Raw genomic sequence first — 19754 nt, forward strand, 5'->3', positions numbered from 1 at the left:
AATTCCTCTTTTTTCTTCCAGATAAAATTCGACTTTTTTCTTTTTAAAATAAAACTTTATTCAGTGGGTTTACGGGATAATGGGATAACATGAATACTTGAGGGTATGTACGAGGAAAATAAAAAAGACCCCAACATATTAACTATTTACTAATACGTTAGAGTCTTTATTTTTTTTGAATGATTGTATTTATATATCTCATACTAATATATTTGCAAGGAATAGAATAAATGATGTTAATACTACCGCTCCGCCTAATGATCCTAATAAATCTGTTTTTGTTACTTGTAACATTTGTTCACTGTTCATATTCCTCATTCTCCCTTCGTTTGTTTTGTTACAAAACTTCTATTTATACTAATACGCTTGATAGAAATACGATTAACGCTGTTAATACTACTGCTCCGCTTGCTGATCCTACGAAATCACCTTTTGTTACTTGTAATACTTGCTCGTTCATTTTTTCATTCTCCCTTCGTTTGTTTTTGTTACAAAACTTCTATTATACTAGTACGCTTGATAGAAATACGATTAACGCTGTTAATACTACTGCTCCACTTGCTGATCCTACGAAGTCACCTTTTGTTACTTGTAATACTTGCTCGTTCATTTTATGTATCCTCCTTTTAATAAGTTATCTATATGTAATTTCTAAGAAATGTTTATTTCATAGTTTTTATGCTAGCGTTACATTAAAGTTAATAACGTAACGTTTGTAACATTAATGTAACATAACTATTGTTACGTTGCAATATAATTACGTAAATTTTATTACACTTTTTTTACGTTTTTTTATAAACACCTTCAAAAACCTTGATTTAATGCATTTTCTACTAGATTCACGTTTGTAACATTAATGTAATATTACGGTCGTAAAACGAAATATACCCCTCTTCTTCCCTACTCTTGTTACAAATCAAAGTAAAACTCTCTATTACATGACGGTGAGCCTATTGAATTTTCACGAACAGTTACTACGGGATAAAACACCATCTTTCCAAGATAAGTTTATATGTTTCCTCTATATAACTATGTATAATAAAAACAAAGAGGTGGTCATTTTGAAATTAATCGCATTAGATATGGATGGTACACTACTGTCATCTAATCTTGAAATCTCCAAAGAGAACTTACAAGCAATCCAAAATGCAAAAGAAGCTGGGCATATTGTAATGATTTGTTCTGGTCGTGCAAAAGAGGATGCTTTAAAACTATTGGAGGAATATCAATTATCTCTTCCAGTTGGAGCAAGCAATGGGGCAATTGTTTATGTGGATGGAAATGTAATTAACTCGTGTTGTTTACAAAGCGATAAAGTATACAAACTTGCAAAATTACTAGAATCTGAAGGATTTCCATATAAGCTATATACAAATAAAGGAGTCTATTCTCCTTATACGTGGCAAAATCAAGTTATGCAGGCATTTGAAGAAAATAAGCATACGCTAGATGTTACACTGGAAGAACTCGAAAGAATTACAGAAAAGCAAAAGAAATCAAACTTAATTACTGATTTCCAAAAGATTGAAGATGTTGTAAATAACCCAGAATTAGAAATATCTAAATTCTTCATTTTGACATTTAATGCTGCTCATCGTGAGCAACTATTACAAACTTTACAAGAAGATGCGGACATTTCAGTTACAGCGTCAGCTCCTACTAATTTAGAAATTATGGATAAGAATGGGCATAAAGGGAATGGCCTAAAGCAGATGGCTGCTCATTTTAACATTCCAATTGAAGATACAATTGCTATCGGTGACAATTTTAACGATGTACCAATGTTAGAAGTTGCTGGTTTATCTGTTGCAATGGGTAATGCTGAAGATGATGTAAAGAAATTATGTGATGTTGTAACATTAACGAATAATGAGCATGGTGTTGCTCACGCAATTGAACAATTTGTATTGAAACAAACTTCATCTAGTAAATAAAGTTCAACTAATCGGGCTTTTACAGGCAGTTAATGCGAGATAAAAAAGGACTCTTTCACATTTTGAAAGAGTCCTTTTCTTTTATACATGATGACAAGCAACAAAGTGCTCTTCGCCAACATTACGAAATTCCGGTACTGTTTTTTTACAAACCTCTGTAGCAAACGGGCAACGGGTATGAAAGCGACAACCTGAAGGTGGATTCGCTGGACTTGGAATATCACCCTCTAATATAATTCGCTCTCGCTTCACTGTTGGATCTGGTATTGGCACAGCCGATAACAATGCTTTTGTATACGGATGAAGCGGATTCGTAAATAACTCATCGCGCGGTGCAGTCTCTACAATCGTCCCTAAATACATAATCCCAATTTTCGTACATAAGTGCTCCACTACACTTAAATCGTGCGAAATGAATAAATAAGATAATCCCTTTTTCTCCTGTAACTCACTAAATAAATTAATGATTTGTGCTTGAATAGATACATCTAGTGCTGCCACAGGTTCGTCAGCTACAATAAATTCTGGATTTAATACCATAGCTCTTGCAATAACGATACGCTGACGTTGTCCACCAGAAAACTCATGAGGGTACCGATCAATATGATATGGAGCTAAGCCGCATAACTCCAATACTTCTATCACCTTTTCACGAACATTTTCTTTCGTCGCTAGTCCATGGGCCAACATCGGTTCACCAAGCGCTTCTCCAATTCTCATTCTTGGATTTAACGAACTGAATGGATCTTGGAACACGAGTTGCATGTTAGGACGGTGTTTTCTCAATTCTTCCTTGGATAAAGAATAAACATCTTGTCCTTTAAACTTCACTTCCCCTTCCGTTTTTTGGACGAGACGTAAAATTGTTTTTCCTATCGTTGTTTTCCCGCTTCCTGATTCGCCAACAAGGCCAAATACTTCGCCTTTATTAATAGTAAAGCTTACTCCATCAACTGCTTTTACATGTCCAATTGTTCGACTAAATATGCCGCCTTTAATCGGGAAATATGTCTTTAAGTTTGTTACTTCTAATAATGGTTCGCTCATTGTTCCGCACGCTCCTCATATAACCAGCAAGCTACTTTATGATTCTCATCATGTACATTCAGATTCGGTGCTTCTGCTTTACATATTTCCATACAATGCTCACAACGACCGCTAAAGTAACAAAATTCCCCTAAACCAACTAAATTCGGAACTTGCCCTGGAATAGAATAAAGTTTATCTATTCGTTTCCCCATTACTGGTTTAGATTTTAGCAACCCTTTCGTATACGGATGTTTCGGATTTTGGAATATTTCTAGTACCGGGGCTTCTTCAATAACTTTTCCACCATACATAACGACAACGTAATCAGCCATTTCTGCTACAACACCTAAGTCATGTGTAATTAATAAGATCGATGTTTTGAATTCTTCCTTTATTTGTCTTAGTAAATCTAATATTTGTGCTTGAATCGTAACATCAAGAGCCGTTGTTGGCTCATCTGCAATTAATAACTTCGGATTACAACTAAGTGCAACAGCAATCATAATACGTTGTAACATCCCGCCGCTTAGTTCATGCGGATAAGAATGGACAATTTCATCTGCACGAGCTATGCCGACTTTACGAATTAATTCGATTGCCTTCTTATACGCTTCATTTTTACTAAGTAATTCATGCTCTCTTAACGTTTCTACAATTTGTTCTCCTACAGTGAAAACTGGATTTAGCGATGTCATCGGTTCTTGGAAAATCATCGCAATATCATTACCTCTTAAACTACGAAGTTCTTTCTCTTTCATTCCTAAAAGACTTTTTCCTTCATATAGAATATCACCGCCTACTACACTGCCCGATTCAGCAATAAGTCCCATAATAGATAAAGCCGTTACACTCTTCCCGCACCCTGATTCACCTACAACACAAACCGTTTCACCTTCTCGAACTGCAAAGCTAACATGGTTTACAGCCTTTACTGTTCCTTCCTCCGTTTGGAAGTGTGTTTGTAAATCTTTCAGCTCTACTACCGCTTTATTCATATCTTCTCACCTACCGTCTCATCTTTGGATCTAACGCATCACGAAGTGCATCACCAAGTAAGTTAATTGATACAACTGTTATAAAGATTGCAAAACCGGGCGGAATCCATAGCCACGGACGCTTTTGGAAATCGATTAATGAGTTAGCTGCGCTAATCATGTTCCCCCATGATGGGGTAGGCGGGACGACACCGAGACCTAAGTAACTTAGTGCGGACTCACTTAAAATAGATCCAGCTACGCCCAAAGTTGCTACAACAATAAGCAACGGAAAGACGTTAGGAATTAAATGATGAATAATTTTTCGAGAATCCTTTAATCCTAATACATCTGCTGCTTGCATAAAGGCTTGCTCTCGCAATGTTAAAATTTGTCCTCTCACAAGACGAGCAAGTCCCGGCCATCCTACTAAACTTAAAATAATCATTACAACATATAAACGGTATTCGGATGGTAATTTCCATTCTGATAAAATTGCTCCCATTATAATAAGTAGCGGTAATCCCGGAATGGACATTAACACATCCGCAACTCGCATAATTAAATGATCCACAACCCCTCGATAAAAACCAGCAATTGCTCCTAATAAGGCTCCTAGTATAACGGATAGTAGCATCGACGCTAAACCAATTGTTAATGAAATACGCCCCGCTTGCATAAGTCTAGTTAAAATATCCCGCCCCAACTGGTCTGTTCCAAGCAAATGTGACAGGCTGGGTGGTTTATTAATTTGTGTTACTTGTACTTTCCCATCAGCATACGGTGAAAAGATTGGACCGATAAAACTAAATAAAAACATAAATATTAAAACGTATAAGCCACACAGTGCCATCTTATTTTTCTTGATTTTTTTATACGCTTGGCGCCATGGTGATGATTCATTTCTCTTTTTCCGTTCTTTCTTTTTCTCTATTATTGGTGTAATAGTCTCCATATCTTTCCCCCCTTACTTCAATCGAATTCTTGGATCAACAAACGCATATACAATATCAGCTAAGAAATTAGCCATAATTGTTAAACAAGAAAGAAACATTGTAAACGCCATTAATACTGTATAATCACGGAAGTTTAATGCTTCTAATTGAATACTCCCAATCCCTGGCCAATTAAAAATCTGTTCAATAATAATAGCTCCTGAAAATAAACCCGGTAATTCAAAAGCGAGTAATGTAATTGCTGGCAAAATTGCATTTTTCAATGCATGTTTATAAATAACAGTTCTTTCTTTTAAACCTTTTGCACGAGCGGTACGAATATAATCTTGTCTAATAACATCCAACATGCCGGTTCTAAAATATCGCGTTAACGATCCTACACCAAGAAGCGTTAAAATAAATACAGGTAGAATCATATGACGTAATACTTCTAATATGTATGCTATCCCTGTTGAGTTACTCCCAATATCAATCATGCCACCAATAGGTAATAACTTTAAATCAACTGCTAATAATTTAATTAAAAATAGTCCGATAAAGAATGATGGAAATGACATTGCTGCAAAGACACCGATTGTTACCAATCTATCAAACCAAGAGTGCTGCTTTGTTGCAGAGATAACCCCAATAATAAGAGCAATAATCCAAGTGAAAAATAAAGCTGCAACAGCAACAATAAATGTATTCCAAATGAATTTATTAAGTAATGAAGTTACCGGCTCTTGGTACTGTAAAGAAAATCCAAAATCACCATGCAAAGCATTCACTAACCAATGAAAATACCTTTCAATAATTGGTTTGTTTAAGCCGTATAATTCCCTTAATTCTTGGGCTCTCTCTGGTGTTAACTTTGGATTTGAATCAATATAATCTCCCGGCAAAAGTGCAAATAAGAAAAAAATAATAATAGATGTACCAAACAATGTAGGGATCATTTGAAGGAACCTACGAATGATATATGTTTTCACCTTTTGTCTCCCCAATCCTATTTACTTAAAAATAGAAGAACATTTTTTCAAAACAGCTACCATTCCATTGCTGTGTGAAAAAACGTCTTCTATTATTTAGGTCAACCCTTATTGTTCAATAGATAACACCGGTAAGTTGGAACTGATGCCATCGTACTTTTCTGGATCAATTCCTTTTATACGTGCATTATGAGCATAAAGTAGTTTACGATAGTTTAATAAAATAACTGGTGGATCATCACTTAACTCTTTATACAGCTCTTTATAAATCGCTTTACGTTTTTCAATATCTGTCGTTCCTATACCTTTTACAATCAAATCATCTACTTTCGGATTATTATAACCCGTATCACTTTTTGGATTAGTTGATAAGTACTCACTTACAACTTCACTTGGATCACTAATTCCTGGTGTTGAAACTGCCGCTAAATCGTAGTCACCTTTTCCTACTTTTGAAAGCATCGTATTAAAGTCCATCAACTCTGGATTTAATTCAACACCAATTTCTTTGTAACTTTCTTTTGCAATCGGAATAAAGATATCATTTGTTTTACCTGTATTTGATGCATAGTATGTTAATTTTAATTTTTGACCATCTTTTTCACGAACCCCGTCAGAACCTAATTTCCAACCAGCCTCATCCAATAATTTTTTAGCCTTTTCTACGTCGTGCGGATACTTATTAATACCTTCTTCTGTATATGCCCATGAAACTGGAGCAATTGGTACGTTAGCAACAGAGCCATATCCTTGTAAAGCTGTATCCACATACTTCTTACGGTCTAATCCATAAGTAAGTGCTTGGCGTACCTTTTTATCTTTCAAATACGACTTCTTATTATTTACATAGATATAAGCAATATCACTTGATGATTCAAGATTAATATTTGCAAACTCTAATCCTTTTAATTGGTCTATATTCTCAGGATTCGCTCTAAATCCACTATAGTCCAGTTCACCTGTTTGGAATAATTGGAATCCAGTATCACCTGATGTGATTTTGTAAATAAAGTTTTTGATTTTTGGTTTACCTGCATAATAATTTTCGTTAGCAACAAAGCGTACTTCTTGACCTGGAACATATTTTTCAAATTTATACGGACCCGCTGCAATCGGTTGCCCATATAATGCTTTTAAATAGTCTAAACTTGTATTTTGTTTATAATCTTTTCCATAATAAGCTTTTGATAGCACTGGGCCACCTAAATTAGTTAGCGCCTGTGAATTAACTTTTTCAGTTGTAATTTTAATTGTCTGTGGATCAACAACTTGAATTCCTTCAATAGAAGTTGCTTTTCCTTCTTTATATTCTTTCCCGCCTTTAACAGCATACTGAGCAATATCCAATCCACCTTCATACGCTTTATCATGAAGTAGTGTTAGTGTAAATGCTACGTCATCCGCTGTTAAAGGCGACCCATCACTAAATTTTAAGTTTTTACGTAAATGGAATGTATATGTTAACTGGTCAGCAGAAATATCCCATTTTTCTGCAAGGTCCGGAACAGGTTTACTTTGTTTGTCTGTTGTTACTAGTGACGCAAAAATAACAGACGTTACATTTCCATCCCAACCATTCTCTTGGAAATATGGAAGGAAAACTCCCCCTGGCTTAGAAATGGCTGTAATAAAAGTATCCTTTCGCTGATTTGCTTTCTCTGGACTTTTCTTTTTATCTGTCGCTGGAATTGATTCAATCTTAGCGTCTTTTAAATCCTGCTTTTTTACCGGTTCTGTAGAAGCCGTATCCTCCTGTCCCCCACAAGCAGATAACACAAGCGAACTACTCAGTAATACCGAAAATACACCAGCCCATTTTTTCGTCTTTGTCTTCATTTTCCCCACCCTAACTTTTTATGATTATACCCTCTGAACTAATTACCTTATGTATGCCTCCCACAGCAACATTTATAGCCAATCGGAAAAGTCGGTTTTAATCGTAAAAAAATAGATGTTTTTTGAGGGGTAACAATCCTATTCCGACTTTTCCGGTAGACTTTATGGTTATTAGCTTATATTGTTCATTATATTTTGTCAATTCTTTCTAAAAAAATATTTTGGGAATTTTTTAAAATCATTACTCTATCTTTAATTTAGGTAAACTTAACAAAATACCGTTATAGTTAGTTTCTTGTAATCCTTGAATTCGTGCATGATGTGCAGACACAACTTTGCTATTATTCAAGAAGGTTATAGGTGGATCTTCACTTAACTCTTGATATAGTTTTTTATAGAGTTTTTTTCGTTTTTCAATATCTAATGTTTCTAACGCCTACTTCGCTAATTCATCTACTTCGGATTATGATATCCATCAACGTTTACTTGTTGAAACAAACTCCTCAATCATTCTTCTTTATTTCGTTATAAAAATCATAAAAAAACTGATTCTATTTGTTAATCATAGAACATAGAATACTAATAACCAATTACCAAAAAGGGGGCGAAAATATGGACAACCTATTCCAATATGTCCTGCACTATGTACTATTAACAATTATGATAGTCGGGGCGCTATTACTATTCCCGTTCTTCCCCAAGTTCGTCCTCTTTTTAGCTTTTTTTATTATGCTTGGGACCGCTATTATCATTTCAACAAGGGAAGATACCACACAAAAAGAAAGCAGCGTTCAGCGTGTTAAGCTGTAACTCTGCTTTCTTTTTATTTTCAATCTTATCTCTCTGTTACATATAGTTATGTCTCGGGAAATAATTAACCTATATTTTGTCATTCCCCTTACCATTTCACATATTCCACGAACTATACAAATTGCGTAACAAATATTTATCGAATTTACTGTTTCACGTGAAACACAATTTTTATTTACCACTTAAAATATAGTTATAAAAAAGAAAGTTAATTCCTTCAGCAAAGCTGAAAGGGATTAACTTTCTATCCTTTACTCCACAATATTCTCTAACTCATTATATAACTCTACTCGTAACAACTCTTTCTTCGTTTTTTCCTCATATAATTTTTCAAGTCTTTCAACATCAGCTACATGTTCCATTTCACATTCTATCGCATATATACTTTCTTCTATATGCATTAACTCGGTTTCAATTTCCTCAAAACTTCTAGCGTCTTTCTTTTTTATAGGGGATACTTCAACGCTTTTTCTTCCTTGGCGTTTTTGCTTTATTACTTGTTTCTCAAGTTTTTCTTCCCACTTTTGACGCGCCCATGCATAGTTCCCTGCAAACTCAAATAATTTACGCTCATCAATCCAATACGTCTTTTCAAATAACTTATTTAAAAAATAACGATCATGTGAAACAGCTAGAATCGTTCCATTATATTGTTCAAGGGCCTCCTCTAAAACTTCTCTTGATTCAATGTCGAGATGGTTTGTCGGCTCATCTAAAATTAAAAAATTGATATCTTGATACATAAGTTGCGCAAGTCTTAACCTCATTTTTTCTCCACCGCTCAGTTGCGTTACTTTCTTAAACACCGCTGGGCCATAAAATAAAAACTTAGCTAATATATGTCTTGCATCTCCCTCTGTTACAGCTACACACTCTCTGAATGCTTCCAATACATTACTCTTCATATTTCCGTACGCATGCTGCGATAAATAACCGATTTTAACACTACTACCAATCCGAATTTCACCAACATCTGGTTCTATTTCTTCTAATAATAACTTTAGTAGCGTTGTTTTTCCCGTACCATTACGACCAACGATGGCCGCACGCTCTTAAAAACGAACATGTAAATTCGCTCTTTCAAATAAAGGGTGGTCTGCAAAACCTTTACTCACTTCTTTCATGATAACAACATCTTTCCCGCTTCTCTCTTGTCCTTCAAACTCTAGCCCCATCTGTTTTCTTTCTAACATTGGCCTCTTTAATTTCTCCATACGCTCTAGCGCACGTTCCATATTTCTCGCTCTCTTATGCAATCCTTCGTTCGGCGGATTCGCTTGATTTGCCCATTCACGTAGACGCTTAATGGCTTCCTTCATTTTCTTTATTTTCTTTTGCTGTTCTTGATAAGCTTGAAACTCCTGAAGCAACCGTTCTTCCTTTTCCTCAACGAACTGAGAATAGTTCGTATGATACACGTGAATTTCTCCATCTTCTAAATCAAAAATCTTCGTTACAACTTCATCTAGGAAATAGCGATCATGTGAAATAACTACAACTGTTCCAGTGTATTCTTTTAAAAATTGCTCTAGCCATTCTACGGCGAACAAATCTAGATGATTGGTTGGCTCATCTAATAGAAGTAAATCTGGTTTTTGCAATAGCATGTATGCAAGGCTTACTTTTGTTTGTTCCCCACCACTTAACTCCAGAAATGATCGGGGGAATAGTTCTGTCACCTGTAGACCATTTGCTACCTTCATAATATTCGCTTCTATTTCATAACCACCAAGAAACGCAAAGTTTTCTTGGATTACTCCGTACCTCTCCATTAATTTTTGCAAAGCAGATGGTTCTTGTTCTTCCGCCATGTTCTTTTCTAAAACATGCATTTCTTGTTCTAATTCCTTTTCTGCTTTAAATGCGGAACTCAATACATCATATACAGTCATATCCTCATCAAATTTTGGGATTTGTGCCACATGACCAATACGTGTACCTTTCTTCATATGAATAGCTCCTGCATCCAAACTCTCCCTTCCTGTCAGAAGCTGAAAGATTGTTGTCTTCCCACTACCGTTACGACCAACTAACCCAACACGTTCACCGTTCTTTATTTCAAGCGATATATTTTCAAATATGATGTTTCCACCAAAAGATTTCGTTACATTATTTACACTACAAATAGTCATTTTCCGTACTCCTTTCAATATAAAAAACCATGGAAAAGAAACATTCCCCATGGTTTTCGGCATAGAAAAAGGAAGCCAAATAGCTCCCTTTTCACACGTTTATAAAAAATGGGTGAAGAGATTTCTATCGTTCAATAGCTACTATGCAATTGTTAAAAAAGGACAGACGTATCCCGTTAACAACTACATCATGAAAAATCGCACGACAATAATAGATAAAATCTAAAAATTTGGCACGTGCAGCTAAAGAACGTTTCATCTCATTCACCTCTTTCGTACGGAATTTAATACTTACTTCTTTATTATACTTTCCCATTTCATGTTTGAATAGTCATTTTTCTGAAAATAATGAAGATAGACTAAACATTTCAATAAGTGACATCAAATCTTACAAAACTGTTATGTTCACGTAATGGAAAGCGATAGTACGAAAAGGTGCCTCCCTATACAATAAAGATGTAAACAAGAGAGACAAACACAAGGAGGAAACAATCATGATGAAAGAAATCGTAAAAGCAATCTTTGAGGTATTAGTGAACGGACAAGCAGTTGTAAAAGAACTAAACGAACTATAAAAAGGGGTGAAGAAAATATGATGAACATGGTAAAAATGCTTTTACATGCTTTAGTCGATGCAAAAGCAGTTAGCCAAGAACTAAACCAACAATAAAAAGGGGTCTATGAATATGAAGAAAGCCATTATTGTAATCGCAAGTACAGCAATTGCCTTATACACAATAAAACATAGAAAAAAGAAACAGAATGAAAAACCTCTATATTATCCCTACACACTATTAAAGAAAAAATAAAAGACAAGGTACCCTATCGGAATGAGGATATCTTGTCTTTTATTTTTCCTATTTCCTTTAAAGGATTTCCTCCTCCTTTTCCCGAATGTATTAAGCGAGATTTTTACACATATTTTAAAGGGGCATATATACAAATGGATACACAACAACTATATTTTTTAAACGACATTGGTAAACAAAAACCAGAAAGTATTCGGAACAGAAGCACTACATGTCCTTTTTGTGACAGAGAAAATTTAACGGATATTTTAGCAACTAAGGGCTCAATTATTTGGTTGAAAAATAAATTCCCTACATTAAAAGATACGTTTCAAACGGTGCTGATCGAAACAGATAATTGTGAAGACCATATTGCAACATATACAGAAGAACATATGAGAAAACTAATTCGTTTCTCTATTCACCATTGGCTAAACTTACAGGAAAGTGAGGAATTTACGTCTGTGATTTTATACAAAAACCACGGTCCATTCTCAGGTGGGAGTTTGCACCATGCACACATGCAAATTATTGGAATGAAACATGTAAACTACCTTGATAACGTAGATCAGGACAACTTCCAAGGAGTAATTGTACAAAAAAACGAACGCATTGAACTCAATATTTCAGATCGTCCTATTATTGGTTTTACTGAATTTAACATCATCAGTGAAGATGTTGAATTCATAGATGAAATGGCAAATTATATTCAGCAAACTGTACGCTACATACTAACAGATTTCCATAAAGGATGCAGTAGCTATAACTTATTCTTCTATCACTTACATGGAAAAATCATTTGTAAAGTTGTTCCACGTTTTGTCGTTTCACCATTGTATGTAGGATATAAAATACCGCAAGTTTCTACAAAACTAGAAGAGGTGAAAATACAACTAGCACAGTACTTCACGAGAGAAAAGGATGAAATGATTCATAAAAAAACAGAGTAGGTATAGAAAACCTACTCTGTTATCCCGCTGATTAAGGTCTCACTTTATTACACCTTTATTTCGATAGTACACTTCCTCTAACCCAACGTTATACTTCATATTGTTATCCGTCCACTCTGGTCCTAAATTTCCTGGCCATCCAGATGTATTCGCTACATATTTTAGTAATGCAAAATCAGTTAAACCTTTTTGCACCCCGCGCTTATATCCTTTCACTAAATGCGGCATTGCAATTTGTGCATTTATACGTGGATCTTTCAGCTCATCATCAGTGAAATGATCCGGCGCAAGTCCGCCACCACGGTGCAATTGAAACAATCCGAATGAAGTTCCATTATCTCCAACACTTCTTGGATTTAACCGACTTTCATGTTCGGCAATTGTAAGAGGTATCCATTCCGGAAGATCTACTTTCTTTGCTTCCTCTATAATGATTTGTTTCATCTGTTTCGCTTCTTCTGAATCAACATAACTTGTCTCATTCACTAGCTTATCCATTCCTTCAGACTTTCCTTGGAAATATAAATATACTCCAAGAACAACTAAAAATCCTACAAAGAATTTCTTCACTATCTCTACCTCTTCCTCTGCTGAAATTTGTCCCCTTTCAGCCTTCTTCTCTTTACAATTACCTACATTCTATCATTCTCTTACTCTTTCATCATAGCAAATAACTTTACATATTATCATCATGCTTTAGACTGATTTTGCGAATAAGAGAATGGTAAATTCATGTAAAAATGTAACATAATTGGACTACAGCTTCTTTCTTATATATAATTGTAAGTTGAATTCCATATATAGAATAGGAGAACACAAAATGAAAAAATACCTACTACTCTTGTTCAGCATTGTACTACTCATCCCTATACATACTTCTGCACAAACATCATCAAAACCAAAGGTACTTGTTCTATATAGTACAAAAGACGATAAGGTTACAAATAATATCCAAATCCTCAATACTCAATTAGGACATTTTACAAATGATATAACTGTAAAAAATTTAAAAGAAGCAACTACAACTACTGACTCCTCTTCTTTTACACATATTGTTTACAGCGGTGAGAAAAAAGAAGAATTTTCTACTGAAACAAAGCAATTTCTAGAAAACTTCTCAGGTCCTGTATTAGTGTTAGGACAAAACGTTGAACAATTATCTAGCCGTTTTTCTTTCATTACATTGAAGAGCAATGATGTACGAGTTAACAAAATTGAATATCCAAACAAGAAGCTAAAAAATGCTTTAGAAGGAGAGCGATTAATTCAATCGGTTGATACAAATGGAACCGTTCTCGCTAACGCTTCAAGCTCAAATAACACCAATCCACTAATCGTTCAAAATGGAACATCTTATTACGTTGCAACGCCAAATCTCTTTGACTGGATGTCTCATTATGTCGGTGAAATGTTATTTTCTTACTTTGGACAAAAACCAAAAACTGATAAAATTTCAGCTTATTTAAGGCTTGAAGACGTTCATCCGGCCGCAGATATAAATCAATTAAAAGAAATTGCTGAATTACTAAAAGAGAAGAAGATCCCTTACATGATTACGGTCATTCCGGTATATACAGATCCGGATACAGGAAAAACGATACACTTAAAAGACAAACCCGAATTAGTCGATCTTTTACGCTCTATGCAAGATGATGGTGCCTCCATCATTATGCATGGCTATACTCACCAATTTTATGACAGTGAAACTGGTGAAGGCTTTGAATTTTGGGACGTAAAAACAGATCAACCAATTCGTCAACCGAAACATGAAAAACCAAAAACAAAGGATGATTTTCCTAATACAGAAGCATATAACCAATATGTACAAAAAGGGGAAGAGTTTGAAGAACAATATACGACTGATCATATCGAAAAAGGCATTCAAGAACTTGTAGATGCTAAACTATATCCTGTTGCATTTGAAGCGCCTCATTACACAATGTCTCAAAAAGGGTATGAAATATTATCGAGGTACTTTTCAACTTATGTAGGACAACTACAGTTAAATGATACAACTTGGCGATCCATGCACTCACCATTTTATACAAGTACACCATCATTTTTACATGGAATGAAATTAATGCCTGAAACAGTTGGCTTTATTGAAGAAGATAAGCCACAAGCTATTGCAAAGATGAAGGAACGTGCTGTATCTGTTGCAAAACTATCTGATGGCATTATCGGTGCATTCTATCATCCTTACTTAGGGGTGGAACCATTAAAAGAAGTTTTAAAAGATCTGGAAAGCATTCCAAACATAGAATGGATCGATTTAAAAAAAGAGACGAACGAAGTAAAAATGAACGATATTCATATTACTACTAATAAAGACGGCATTCATGTTGAAAAACCAACAAGTGCAACTGATATAATTGATTATATAAAACAATATGGGTTCTTCCTTATACTTGGATTCATTATCATTGTCTTTCTTTTATTATTAAGACGCGGGAAAAAATTAGAGTCCTAATAAAAAACCACCAAGCGAAACGCTTGGTGGTTTTTTAAACCTAAATCAAAACACGGCATGTTTTTAACGACCCATTGATTATCTTCATAAATAAACTCAATTTCTATTCCTCCATAATAAAAAGGACCAGCATAACTCTTTTATCCTTTCAAATAAAACTGCGTTGTATTTTCATATATTGTTTCTGCAACCTTATCAACAGGTATGTTTTTTATGAAACTGATTTCTTTAAGTACCTCTCGGATCATTCTTGGGTGCGTCATAACATTCTCTTGAAATTCCCACGGCCCATCCGTTTCTACCATCATATATTCAAGTGGATAATACGAAACAATTTTTCTAATTTTCTCCTTATGTAAAATATCCGGTGTGATAGAAATATAATAACCATTCTTCATCATCCGTTTCATTGTCTCTTCACTTCCTTTAAACCAATGAAAGTGTGCACGTAAAACTTTATATTTCTCCAATAAATCACATACAATATCAGCATCTTCATACACTGCATGCAATATAATTGGTAAATCATATTTACTAGCTAGTTCAACAAACCGTTGTAACACTGATATATACGAATTGATAGCAATGTGCTCATCTTCTTTTCTTAAATAATATGGTAAGCCTACTTCACCAATCGCAACTATGTCCTCTACATGATCTTCAATTAGTTTATAAATTTTCTCACATTCTTCTTTATGAATCGGTTGCTCCGGATGAAAACCTATTGCTGGATGTACAAAAGGATATCGCTTTGCTAAAGATAGAGTTTCTAGACATGATCGATAATTCATAGATACTGTAATAAGCCCTTGTATCTCTTTGCTGTTTTCTACATCTATAAGTAATCTACGTTTCTCTTCATCCTTATATTGATCAACATGTATATGGCTATCAATCCATTTCATCTTTATGCCCCCATAAAAAAAACAAGAAAGGATCTCCCTTCTTGTTTTTTTATCTATATTATTTAACAACTAAGTTTGTTATTATATCAAATAATCCAATACACACTACGGCAACGGTAAAGTAGCTACATAAATCTTTAATTGGAAACTTCACTACTTCTTCTTTACGCATCCCATTTTTCCCCCTTCTTACTAAATCCCTAATTACTTTATCTATTTGTATCTATTATGCAAAAAATATGACAAAATTACTATCGAATTAACTTACGTAAACCTTACAATGTTGTAAGGTTTAAAAAAAGAGCCTCATCTTAAGCTAAGATGAGGGCTATTCAAAGTTAGTTGGTTTTCATTTTTCATTCTTCATTACAAACAGAAAGTAATACATTGAGACTTTCTACTTATACTATAGTAAATTTACTATCTTTTAACTATCGAATTGCATTACAGGAGTCTTACATGTTTGTAAGCTATATGTAATGTAATTCGATAGTTCCCCTTACCTATATTTCGTACAATAAGGTTAGAAAGCAAGCCAAATAAGAAGAACACTCACATAACCAAATTACATTGCTAGTAGTCTACTCTTCTTATACCTTTCACTCACGCTACTACAATGTACCCCCTTCCCCTTTATATAATAAAAAAAGCCTTAGTTCATATGGACTAAGGCTTTTTCACGCACCCACAAATACCCCTACCTAGTATTTTTATTTTCGACAAAAAATAAGCGGGGGTATAATCCGCTATCTCATCGCTAAAAGTTTACTCTTCGCATGAATAGGAATATTTACAGCTTCAATTTCTTCAATCGACTCTCCATAGCGTCCTTTTGCGTACACCTTTAACGCTTCATCTCTCTTTAACATATGCTTAACAGTCTTCTTTATTTTTTGCTCTTTTCCACGTTCATCAAATGCAATAAATTCATATTCATACCACTCATCACCAATATGCTGACCAATTGTATTCACAACCGTATAATATTCTTTCGTCTTATAAAGCGGATTATATTTATCGATAACCGGTCCAAGTTTCGTAGGCAGTAACATTACTACTATTACTACTATCGCTACTACAGTAGTGATCATTTTTTTCTTCATAATAAACCTTCCTCCTCCGCAGGATATCTATACATCTATTTTAAAAAGAAGGAATATAATCTACCATTGAATCCCATTACACTACCCTTACATTTTTGTAATAAAAAAAGATGAACGAATTTATTCGTTCATCTTTTAGCTTGCTTTAAAGCCACCGCCAAGTACATCACGTACGTCGTGGATAACAACGAAAGCATCTTCATCTACTCGACTAATAACTTGCTTTAATCTAACAAGTTCTTGTTTATTTATAACAACATATAACACTTCTTTATTTCTACCTGTATATCCACCGCGCCCTTCCAATACAGTGACGCCACGTGTCATGCTTTTCGTAATCGCCTCGCGGATCAAGTCTGGTTGATTCGAAATAATCGTAACAGCCGTTTTTGTATCCATTCCTTCTACAATGAAATCAATCACTTTCGCTCCGATGAATACAGCAACAAGCGTATACATTGCTTTTTCTTGTCCTATTATAAATACAGAACCAGCAATTACAACAATATCAATAATAAGTACACCTTTACCAACGCTCCAACCTAAATATTGATTTGCTAACTGTGCTAAAATTGCCGATCCTCCTGATGTACCTCCAGCTTTGAACATACAGCCTAACCCGACACCGACAAACACACCAGCAAATAGTGCCGCTAATAACGTATCACTATTCACATGATACTCAATATGTTCTGTAACATATAAAAACAAAGATGTTTCTACAATCCCTAAAATTGTATAAACCATCGTTTTCTTATCAAAAAATTTATAGCCAATAGCCAGTAAAACTGCATTTATAGCAAAATTCACAACCCCTGGCGACCAACCAAATAAATAATACGTAACAACCGTTACACCAATAATGCCACCCTCTGATAAACGGTTTGGAATTGCAAAATAATTAATACCAATTGCGAATAATAATGAACCAATTGTAATTAGTGTTATTTCTTTAATACGTTGATTAACCATAGTTCATGCCTCCCCCCATTTGACATTGTATCACTATCGCCTAGAGGTTTAGAAGTGGTTTTTATTCCGCATTTTTTCTCATAAAGACCGATATATTATGTTTAAACAAATGGTTGATTAATTATTCACGTTCGCTCTAATCGTACGAACAAACTGCTCCACATTCCCTTTCTGAATATACTTGGCTCTAACGGTTTCATGATTACAAGTAAACTCGAAACATGGACGGAAATCTATGTCATCTATATGCAAATATGAGTAATCTTTAAATGTTGCGGGATAGTACGGAAATTTCCCGTAAAAAAGGAGACGTCTAGTAGTGGCAGCAAAAATTCCATGTTGATAACGTAACGTAAAATTATCCTTCTCAAATATCCCTACCATATTACACCTGCATTCGTTTTCCTTACAAAAGTGTAATTTTTCTGTAAGCTAATTCGATAGTAGCTCTACGCAATATTTCATACAATTAAGTCAGAAACAGGGCAACAACCAATCGAAAAGGAGCGGATCGATATGATGAACAAAATGAAATCAAACAATTTTATGAATACAATGGGTATGGTATTTTCCGCTCTTATCGACGCAAAAGCTGTTGCTTCTACATTAAACAAGTAAGGAGAACGTATTATGAATAACATCACTTTTAACAAATTAGATTTTTTAGGACTAGCTAGCGGCTCCCTTCTTCTTACTGCTTTTATTTACGCTACTACGCTTATATAAACTTTGTGTCCCCTTTCCCCTTTATATAAATAGTAATAGAAAAGACGACCGTCTATGCCCGGCCGTCTTTTCTTATTTTTGATTTGATTGCAAAGCTACCTTTAGCTCTTCAAACTTTTCATTTAATTGGTCTGTCATCATTTTCATAGCTGTTTTTCGGTCTATTTGTTCTCCCGCATCAATTTCAATCGGATCCCCAAAAATTAGTTGCGCCCTTTTTCCTTTTATTAATTCTTTTACACTTGACGGACCAATATAAGCTGCCGGTACTAATGGAACGTTAGAACGCAGCGCAATCGTAACGGCCCCAGCTTTTAATGAAACATCTTCTGATGATCTCGTTCCACTCGGAAAAATCCCGACTACCTTTCCTTCTTTTAATAAGCGTGATGGAATTTTGAGTGTACTCGGTCCTGGATTCGCACGATCTACAGGGAATGCATTTACATTTTTAAAGAACCAATTTTTAAATTTCCCTTCAAACAATTCTTTTTTTGCCATGTAATGAATCTCAGTCGGGTACATTCCTGTCGCTAACATTAGCACATCCATAAAACTTGTATGGGTACACGCAACAACATACGGGCCACCTTCTGGTAACTTCTCTCTCCCTTGCACTTCTACTTTCCCAGCCGTTTTAAATATATATTTCAACAAAAATGTAATTGGTTTATACATTTGTTTCGTTCCTTTCTGAATATCCGAATTATAATCATTTTCTTACAACAATTATAACACTAAGTTTTAGGAGTTGGTAACAATTTTAAGTATTAATTGTTACATTTCAATTCTTACAAAAGTGTAATTTTCTTGTAAGCTAATTCGATAGTTACTTCTTGCAATATTTCATATAATTAAGTCAGAAAGAAACAAGTAAGGAGAATGTATTATGAATAACATCACTTTTAACAAATTAGATTTTTTAGGATTAGCTAGCGGCTCCCTTCTTCTTACTGCTTTTATTTACGCTGCTACGCTTATATAAACTTTGTGTCCCCTTTCCCCTTTATATAAATAGTAATAGAAAAGACGACCGTCTATGCCCGGTCGTCTTTTTAAATTTTTCTTTCCTTTAATTCTTTTAAAAGCTGTATCAGTTCAGCTTGTTGTTTTACCTTCTTACGACCATTTCGATTAATTGCTGCAAGCTCGCAAGCAACTCCGACGGCGAAGAAAAACAATAAACTTTCTAGCATGTAAA

At 34.7% G+C, this 19754-nt stretch carries 22 protein-coding genes and 3 pseudogenes; 7 read left to right on the plus strand and 18 right to left on the minus strand.

Going from position 1 to position 19754, the window contains the following annotated elements; genetic code table 11:
• Positions 1-198 precede the first annotated feature (198 nt).
• Genes COE49_RS06610 through COE49_RS06620 form a run of 3 tightly spaced genes read right to left on the minus strand, consistent with a single transcriptional unit; the run spans position 199 to position 610 of the window.
• A complete protein-coding gene (locus COE49_RS06610) occupies positions 199-309 on the minus strand; it encodes a DUF3948 family protein (RefSeq protein WP_001083682.1) in 111 nt (36 codons plus the stop codon).
• 43 nt (positions 310-352) lie between these two features.
• Positions 353-460, minus strand: a complete 108-nt coding sequence (locus COE49_RS06615; RefSeq protein ID WP_088232832.1) for a DUF3948 family protein — start codon at positions 458-460, stop codon at positions 353-355.
• Between the two features lie 42 nt (positions 461-502).
• Positions 503-610, minus strand: coding sequence for a DUF3948 family protein (locus COE49_RS06620; protein WP_088232832.1), 108 nt, complete (start codon positions 608-610; stop codon positions 503-505).
• 451 nt (positions 611-1061) lie between these two features.
• On the opposite strand from COE49_RS06620, the gene COE49_RS06625 reads away from it, so the two are divergent.
• Positions 1062-1934, plus strand: coding sequence for a Cof-type HAD-IIB family hydrolase (locus COE49_RS06625; RefSeq protein WP_088232831.1), 873 nt, complete (start codon positions 1062-1064; stop codon positions 1932-1934).
• Positions 1935-2015: 81 nt separating this feature from the next.
• Here COE49_RS06625 and COE49_RS06630 read toward each other — a convergent pair whose 3' ends face one another.
• From COE49_RS06630 to COE49_RS06655, 6 genes and pseudogenes are all read right to left on the minus strand, one after another.
• Entirely contained in the window at positions 2016-2981 is a 966-nt protein-coding gene (locus COE49_RS06630; RefSeq protein ID WP_088232830.1) for an ABC transporter ATP-binding protein, read from the minus strand.
• Positions 2978-3958, minus strand: a complete 981-nt coding sequence (locus COE49_RS06635) for an ABC transporter ATP-binding protein (protein ID WP_098253261.1) — start codon at positions 3956-3958, stop codon at positions 2978-2980. The genes COE49_RS06630 and COE49_RS06635 overlap by 4 nt, the downstream gene beginning before the upstream one ends.
• A gap of 10 nt (positions 3959-3968) precedes the next feature.
• Positions 3969-4892, minus strand: coding sequence for an oligopeptide ABC transporter permease (opp4C, locus tag COE49_RS06640; RefSeq protein WP_088232828.1), 924 nt, complete (start codon positions 4890-4892; stop codon positions 3969-3971).
• 12 nt (positions 4893-4904) lie between these two features.
• A complete protein-coding gene (locus COE49_RS06645) occupies positions 4905-5861 on the minus strand; it encodes an ABC transporter permease (protein WP_000860691.1) in 957 nt (318 codons plus the stop codon).
• 108 nt (positions 5862-5969) lie between these two features.
• Positions 5970-7697 (minus strand): ABC transporter substrate-binding protein, encoded by a 1728-nt coding sequence (locus COE49_RS06650; RefSeq protein ID WP_141524798.1) that lies wholly within the window; start codon positions 7695-7697, stop codon positions 5970-5972.
• Between the two features lie 241 nt (positions 7698-7938).
• A pseudogene (locus COE49_RS06655) lies at positions 7939-8205 on the minus strand (ABC transporter substrate-binding protein); the annotation flags it as partial.
• 104 nt (positions 8206-8309) lie between these two features.
• On the opposite strand from COE49_RS06655, the gene COE49_RS06660 reads away from it, so the two are divergent.
• Positions 8310-8507, plus strand: coding sequence for a hypothetical protein (locus COE49_RS06660; protein ID WP_098253260.1), 198 nt, complete (start codon positions 8310-8312; stop codon positions 8505-8507).
• 251 nt (positions 8508-8758) lie between these two features.
• Here the strand turns inward: COE49_RS06660 and abc-f are convergent.
• Together abc-f and COE49_RS27540 are read right to left on the minus strand one after the other, a co-directional pair.
• Positions 8759-10639: pseudogene (gene abc-f, locus COE49_RS06665) on the minus strand (ribosomal protection-like ABC-F family protein).
• A gap of 124 nt (positions 10640-10763) precedes the next feature.
• Positions 10764-10898 carry an RAxF-45 family protein gene (locus COE49_RS27540; RefSeq protein ID WP_278248848.1) on the minus strand — a complete coding sequence of 45 codons (135 nt, stop codon included), beginning with the start codon at positions 10896-10898 and terminating at the stop codon, positions 10764-10766.
• A 421-nt stretch (positions 10899-11319) separates the two neighbouring features.
• On the opposite strand from COE49_RS27540, the gene COE49_RS06675 reads away from it, so the two are divergent.
• Positions 11320-11448, plus strand: a complete 129-nt coding sequence (locus COE49_RS06675) for a spore coat protein B (RefSeq protein ID WP_088232823.1) — start codon at positions 11320-11322, stop codon at positions 11446-11448.
• 134 nt (positions 11449-11582) lie between these two features.
• Positions 11583-12377 carry a DUF4931 domain-containing protein gene (locus COE49_RS06680; RefSeq protein WP_255294741.1) on the plus strand — a complete coding sequence of 265 codons (795 nt, stop codon included), beginning with the start codon at positions 11583-11585 and terminating at the stop codon, positions 12375-12377.
• A gap of 39 nt (positions 12378-12416) precedes the next feature.
• Here the strand turns inward: COE49_RS06680 and COE49_RS06685 are convergent, their stop codons facing one another.
• On the minus strand, positions 12417-12947 hold the full coding sequence (locus COE49_RS06685) for a transglycosylase SLT domain-containing protein (protein ID WP_088232821.1): 531 nt from the start codon (positions 12945-12947) through the stop codon (positions 12417-12419).
• A gap of 250 nt (positions 12948-13197) precedes the next feature.
• On the opposite strand from COE49_RS06685, the gene COE49_RS06690 reads away from it, so the two are divergent.
• On the plus strand, positions 13198-14847 hold the full coding sequence (locus COE49_RS06690; RefSeq protein WP_098945781.1) for a DUF2334 domain-containing protein: 1650 nt from the start codon (positions 13198-13200) through the stop codon (positions 14845-14847).
• A gap of 140 nt (positions 14848-14987) precedes the next feature.
• Here COE49_RS06690 and COE49_RS06695 read toward each other — a convergent pair whose 3' ends face one another.
• The 4 genes and pseudogenes from COE49_RS06695 to COE49_RS06715 form a co-directional block, all read right to left on the minus strand.
• Positions 14988-15752: a TatD family hydrolase gene (locus COE49_RS06695; RefSeq protein WP_098945782.1), complete on the minus strand. Its 765-nt coding sequence runs from the start codon at positions 15750-15752 to the stop codon at positions 14988-14990.
• 746 nt (positions 15753-16498) lie between these two features.
• Positions 16499-16855, minus strand: coding sequence for a YxeA family protein (locus tag COE49_RS06705; protein WP_088232818.1), 357 nt, complete (start codon positions 16853-16855; stop codon positions 16499-16501).
• Positions 16856-16990: 135 nt separating this feature from the next.
• Positions 16991-17827, minus strand: a complete 837-nt coding sequence (locus COE49_RS06710; RefSeq protein WP_088232817.1) for a YitT family protein — start codon at positions 17825-17827, stop codon at positions 16991-16993.
• A gap of 117 nt (positions 17828-17944) precedes the next feature.
• Positions 17945-18211: pseudogene (locus tag COE49_RS06715) on the minus strand (PH domain-containing protein); the annotation flags it as partial.
• A gap of 246 nt (positions 18212-18457) precedes the next feature.
• Between COE49_RS06715 and COE49_RS06725 the strand changes: the two are divergent.
• On the plus strand, positions 18458-18553 hold the full coding sequence (locus COE49_RS06725) for a DUF3948 family protein (RefSeq protein WP_098268934.1): 96 nt from the start codon (positions 18458-18460) through the stop codon (positions 18551-18553).
• A 72-nt stretch (positions 18554-18625) separates the two neighbouring features.
• On the opposite strand, the gene COE49_RS06730 is transcribed toward COE49_RS06725, so the two are convergent.
• Complete coding sequence (locus COE49_RS06730) at positions 18626-19231, minus strand: lysophospholipid acyltransferase family protein (RefSeq protein ID WP_098268935.1); 606 nt, start codon at positions 19229-19231, stop codon at positions 18626-18628.
• A gap of 211 nt (positions 19232-19442) precedes the next feature.
• Between COE49_RS06730 and COE49_RS27185 the strand changes: the two genes are divergently transcribed.
• Complete coding sequence (locus COE49_RS27185) at positions 19443-19538, plus strand: DUF3948 family protein (protein WP_001060006.1); 96 nt, start codon at positions 19443-19445, stop codon at positions 19536-19538.
• A gap of 70 nt (positions 19539-19608) precedes the next feature.
• Here COE49_RS27185 and COE49_RS06740 read toward each other — a convergent pair whose 3' ends face one another.
• The gene (locus COE49_RS06740) at positions 19609-19749 is read right to left on the minus strand and encodes a YrzO family protein (RefSeq protein WP_000894071.1); all 141 of its coding nucleotides are present in this window, start codon (positions 19747-19749) and stop codon (positions 19609-19611) included.
• Between the last annotated feature and the right edge of the window lie 5 nt (positions 19750-19754).

The sequence above is a fragment of the Bacillus sp. AFS029637 genome, assembly GCF_002584985.1.
Classification (GTDB): Bacteria; Bacillota; Bacilli; order Bacillales; family Bacillaceae_G; genus Bacillus_A.

Coding starts and splice junctions, on each gene's coding strand:
- COE49_RS06610 (WP_001083682.1), bottom strand. CDS start 309: ATGAACAGTGAACAAATGTTACAAGTAACAAAAACAGATTTATTAGGA.
- COE49_RS06615 (WP_088232832.1), bottom strand. CDS start 460: ATGAACGAGCAAGTATTACAAGTAACAAAAGGTGATTTCGTAGGATCA.
- COE49_RS06620 (WP_088232832.1), bottom strand. CDS start 610: ATGAACGAGCAAGTATTACAAGTAACAAAAGGTGACTTCGTAGGATCA.
- COE49_RS06630 (WP_088232830.1), bottom strand. CDS start 2,981: ATGAGCGAACCATTATTAGAAGTAACAAACTTAAAGACATATTTCCCG.
- COE49_RS06635 (WP_098253261.1), bottom strand. CDS start 3,958: ATGAATAAAGCGGTAGTAGAGCTGAAAGATTTACAAACACACTTCCAA.
- opp4C (WP_088232828.1), bottom strand. CDS start 4,892: ATGGAGACTATTACACCAATAATAGAGAAAAAGAAAGAACGGAAAAAG.
- COE49_RS06650 (WP_141524798.1), bottom strand. CDS start 7,697: ATGAAGACAAAGACGAAAAAATGGGCTGGTGTATTTTCGGTATTACTG.
- COE49_RS06660 (WP_098253260.1), top strand. CDS start 8,310: ATGGACAACCTATTCCAATATGTCCTGCACTATGTACTATTAACAATT.
- COE49_RS27540 (WP_278248848.1), bottom strand. CDS start 10,898: ATGAAACGTTCTTTAGCTGCACGTGCCAAATTTTTAGATTTTATCTAT.
- COE49_RS06675 (WP_088232823.1), top strand. CDS start 11,320: ATGAATATGAAGAAAGCCATTATTGTAATCGCAAGTACAGCAATTGCC.
- COE49_RS06680 (WP_255294741.1), top strand. CDS start 11,583: ATGGATACACAACAACTATATTTTTTAAACGACATTGGTAAACAAAAA.
- COE49_RS06690 (WP_098945781.1), top strand. CDS start 13,198: ATGAAAAAATACCTACTACTCTTGTTCAGCATTGTACTACTCATCCCT.
- COE49_RS06695 (WP_098945782.1), bottom strand. CDS start 15,752: ATGAAATGGATTGATAGCCATATACATGTTGATCAATATAAGGATGAA.
- COE49_RS06705 (WP_088232818.1), bottom strand. CDS start 16,855: ATGAAGAAAAAAATGATCACTACTGTAGTAGCGATAGTAGTAATAGTA.
- COE49_RS06710 (WP_088232817.1), bottom strand. CDS start 17,827: ATGGTTAATCAACGTATTAAAGAAATAACACTAATTACAATTGGTTCA.
- COE49_RS06725 (WP_098268934.1), top strand. CDS start 18,458: ATGAATAACATCACTTTTAACAAATTAGATTTTTTAGGACTAGCTAGC.
- COE49_RS06730 (WP_098268935.1), bottom strand. CDS start 19,231: ATGTATAAACCAATTACATTTTTGTTGAAATATATATTTAAAACGGCT.
- COE49_RS27185 (WP_001060006.1), top strand. CDS start 19,443: ATGAATAACATCACTTTTAACAAATTAGATTTTTTAGGATTAGCTAGC.
- COE49_RS06740 (WP_000894071.1), bottom strand. CDS start 19,749: ATGCTAGAAAGTTTATTGTTTTTCTTCGCCGTCGGAGTTGCTTGCGAG.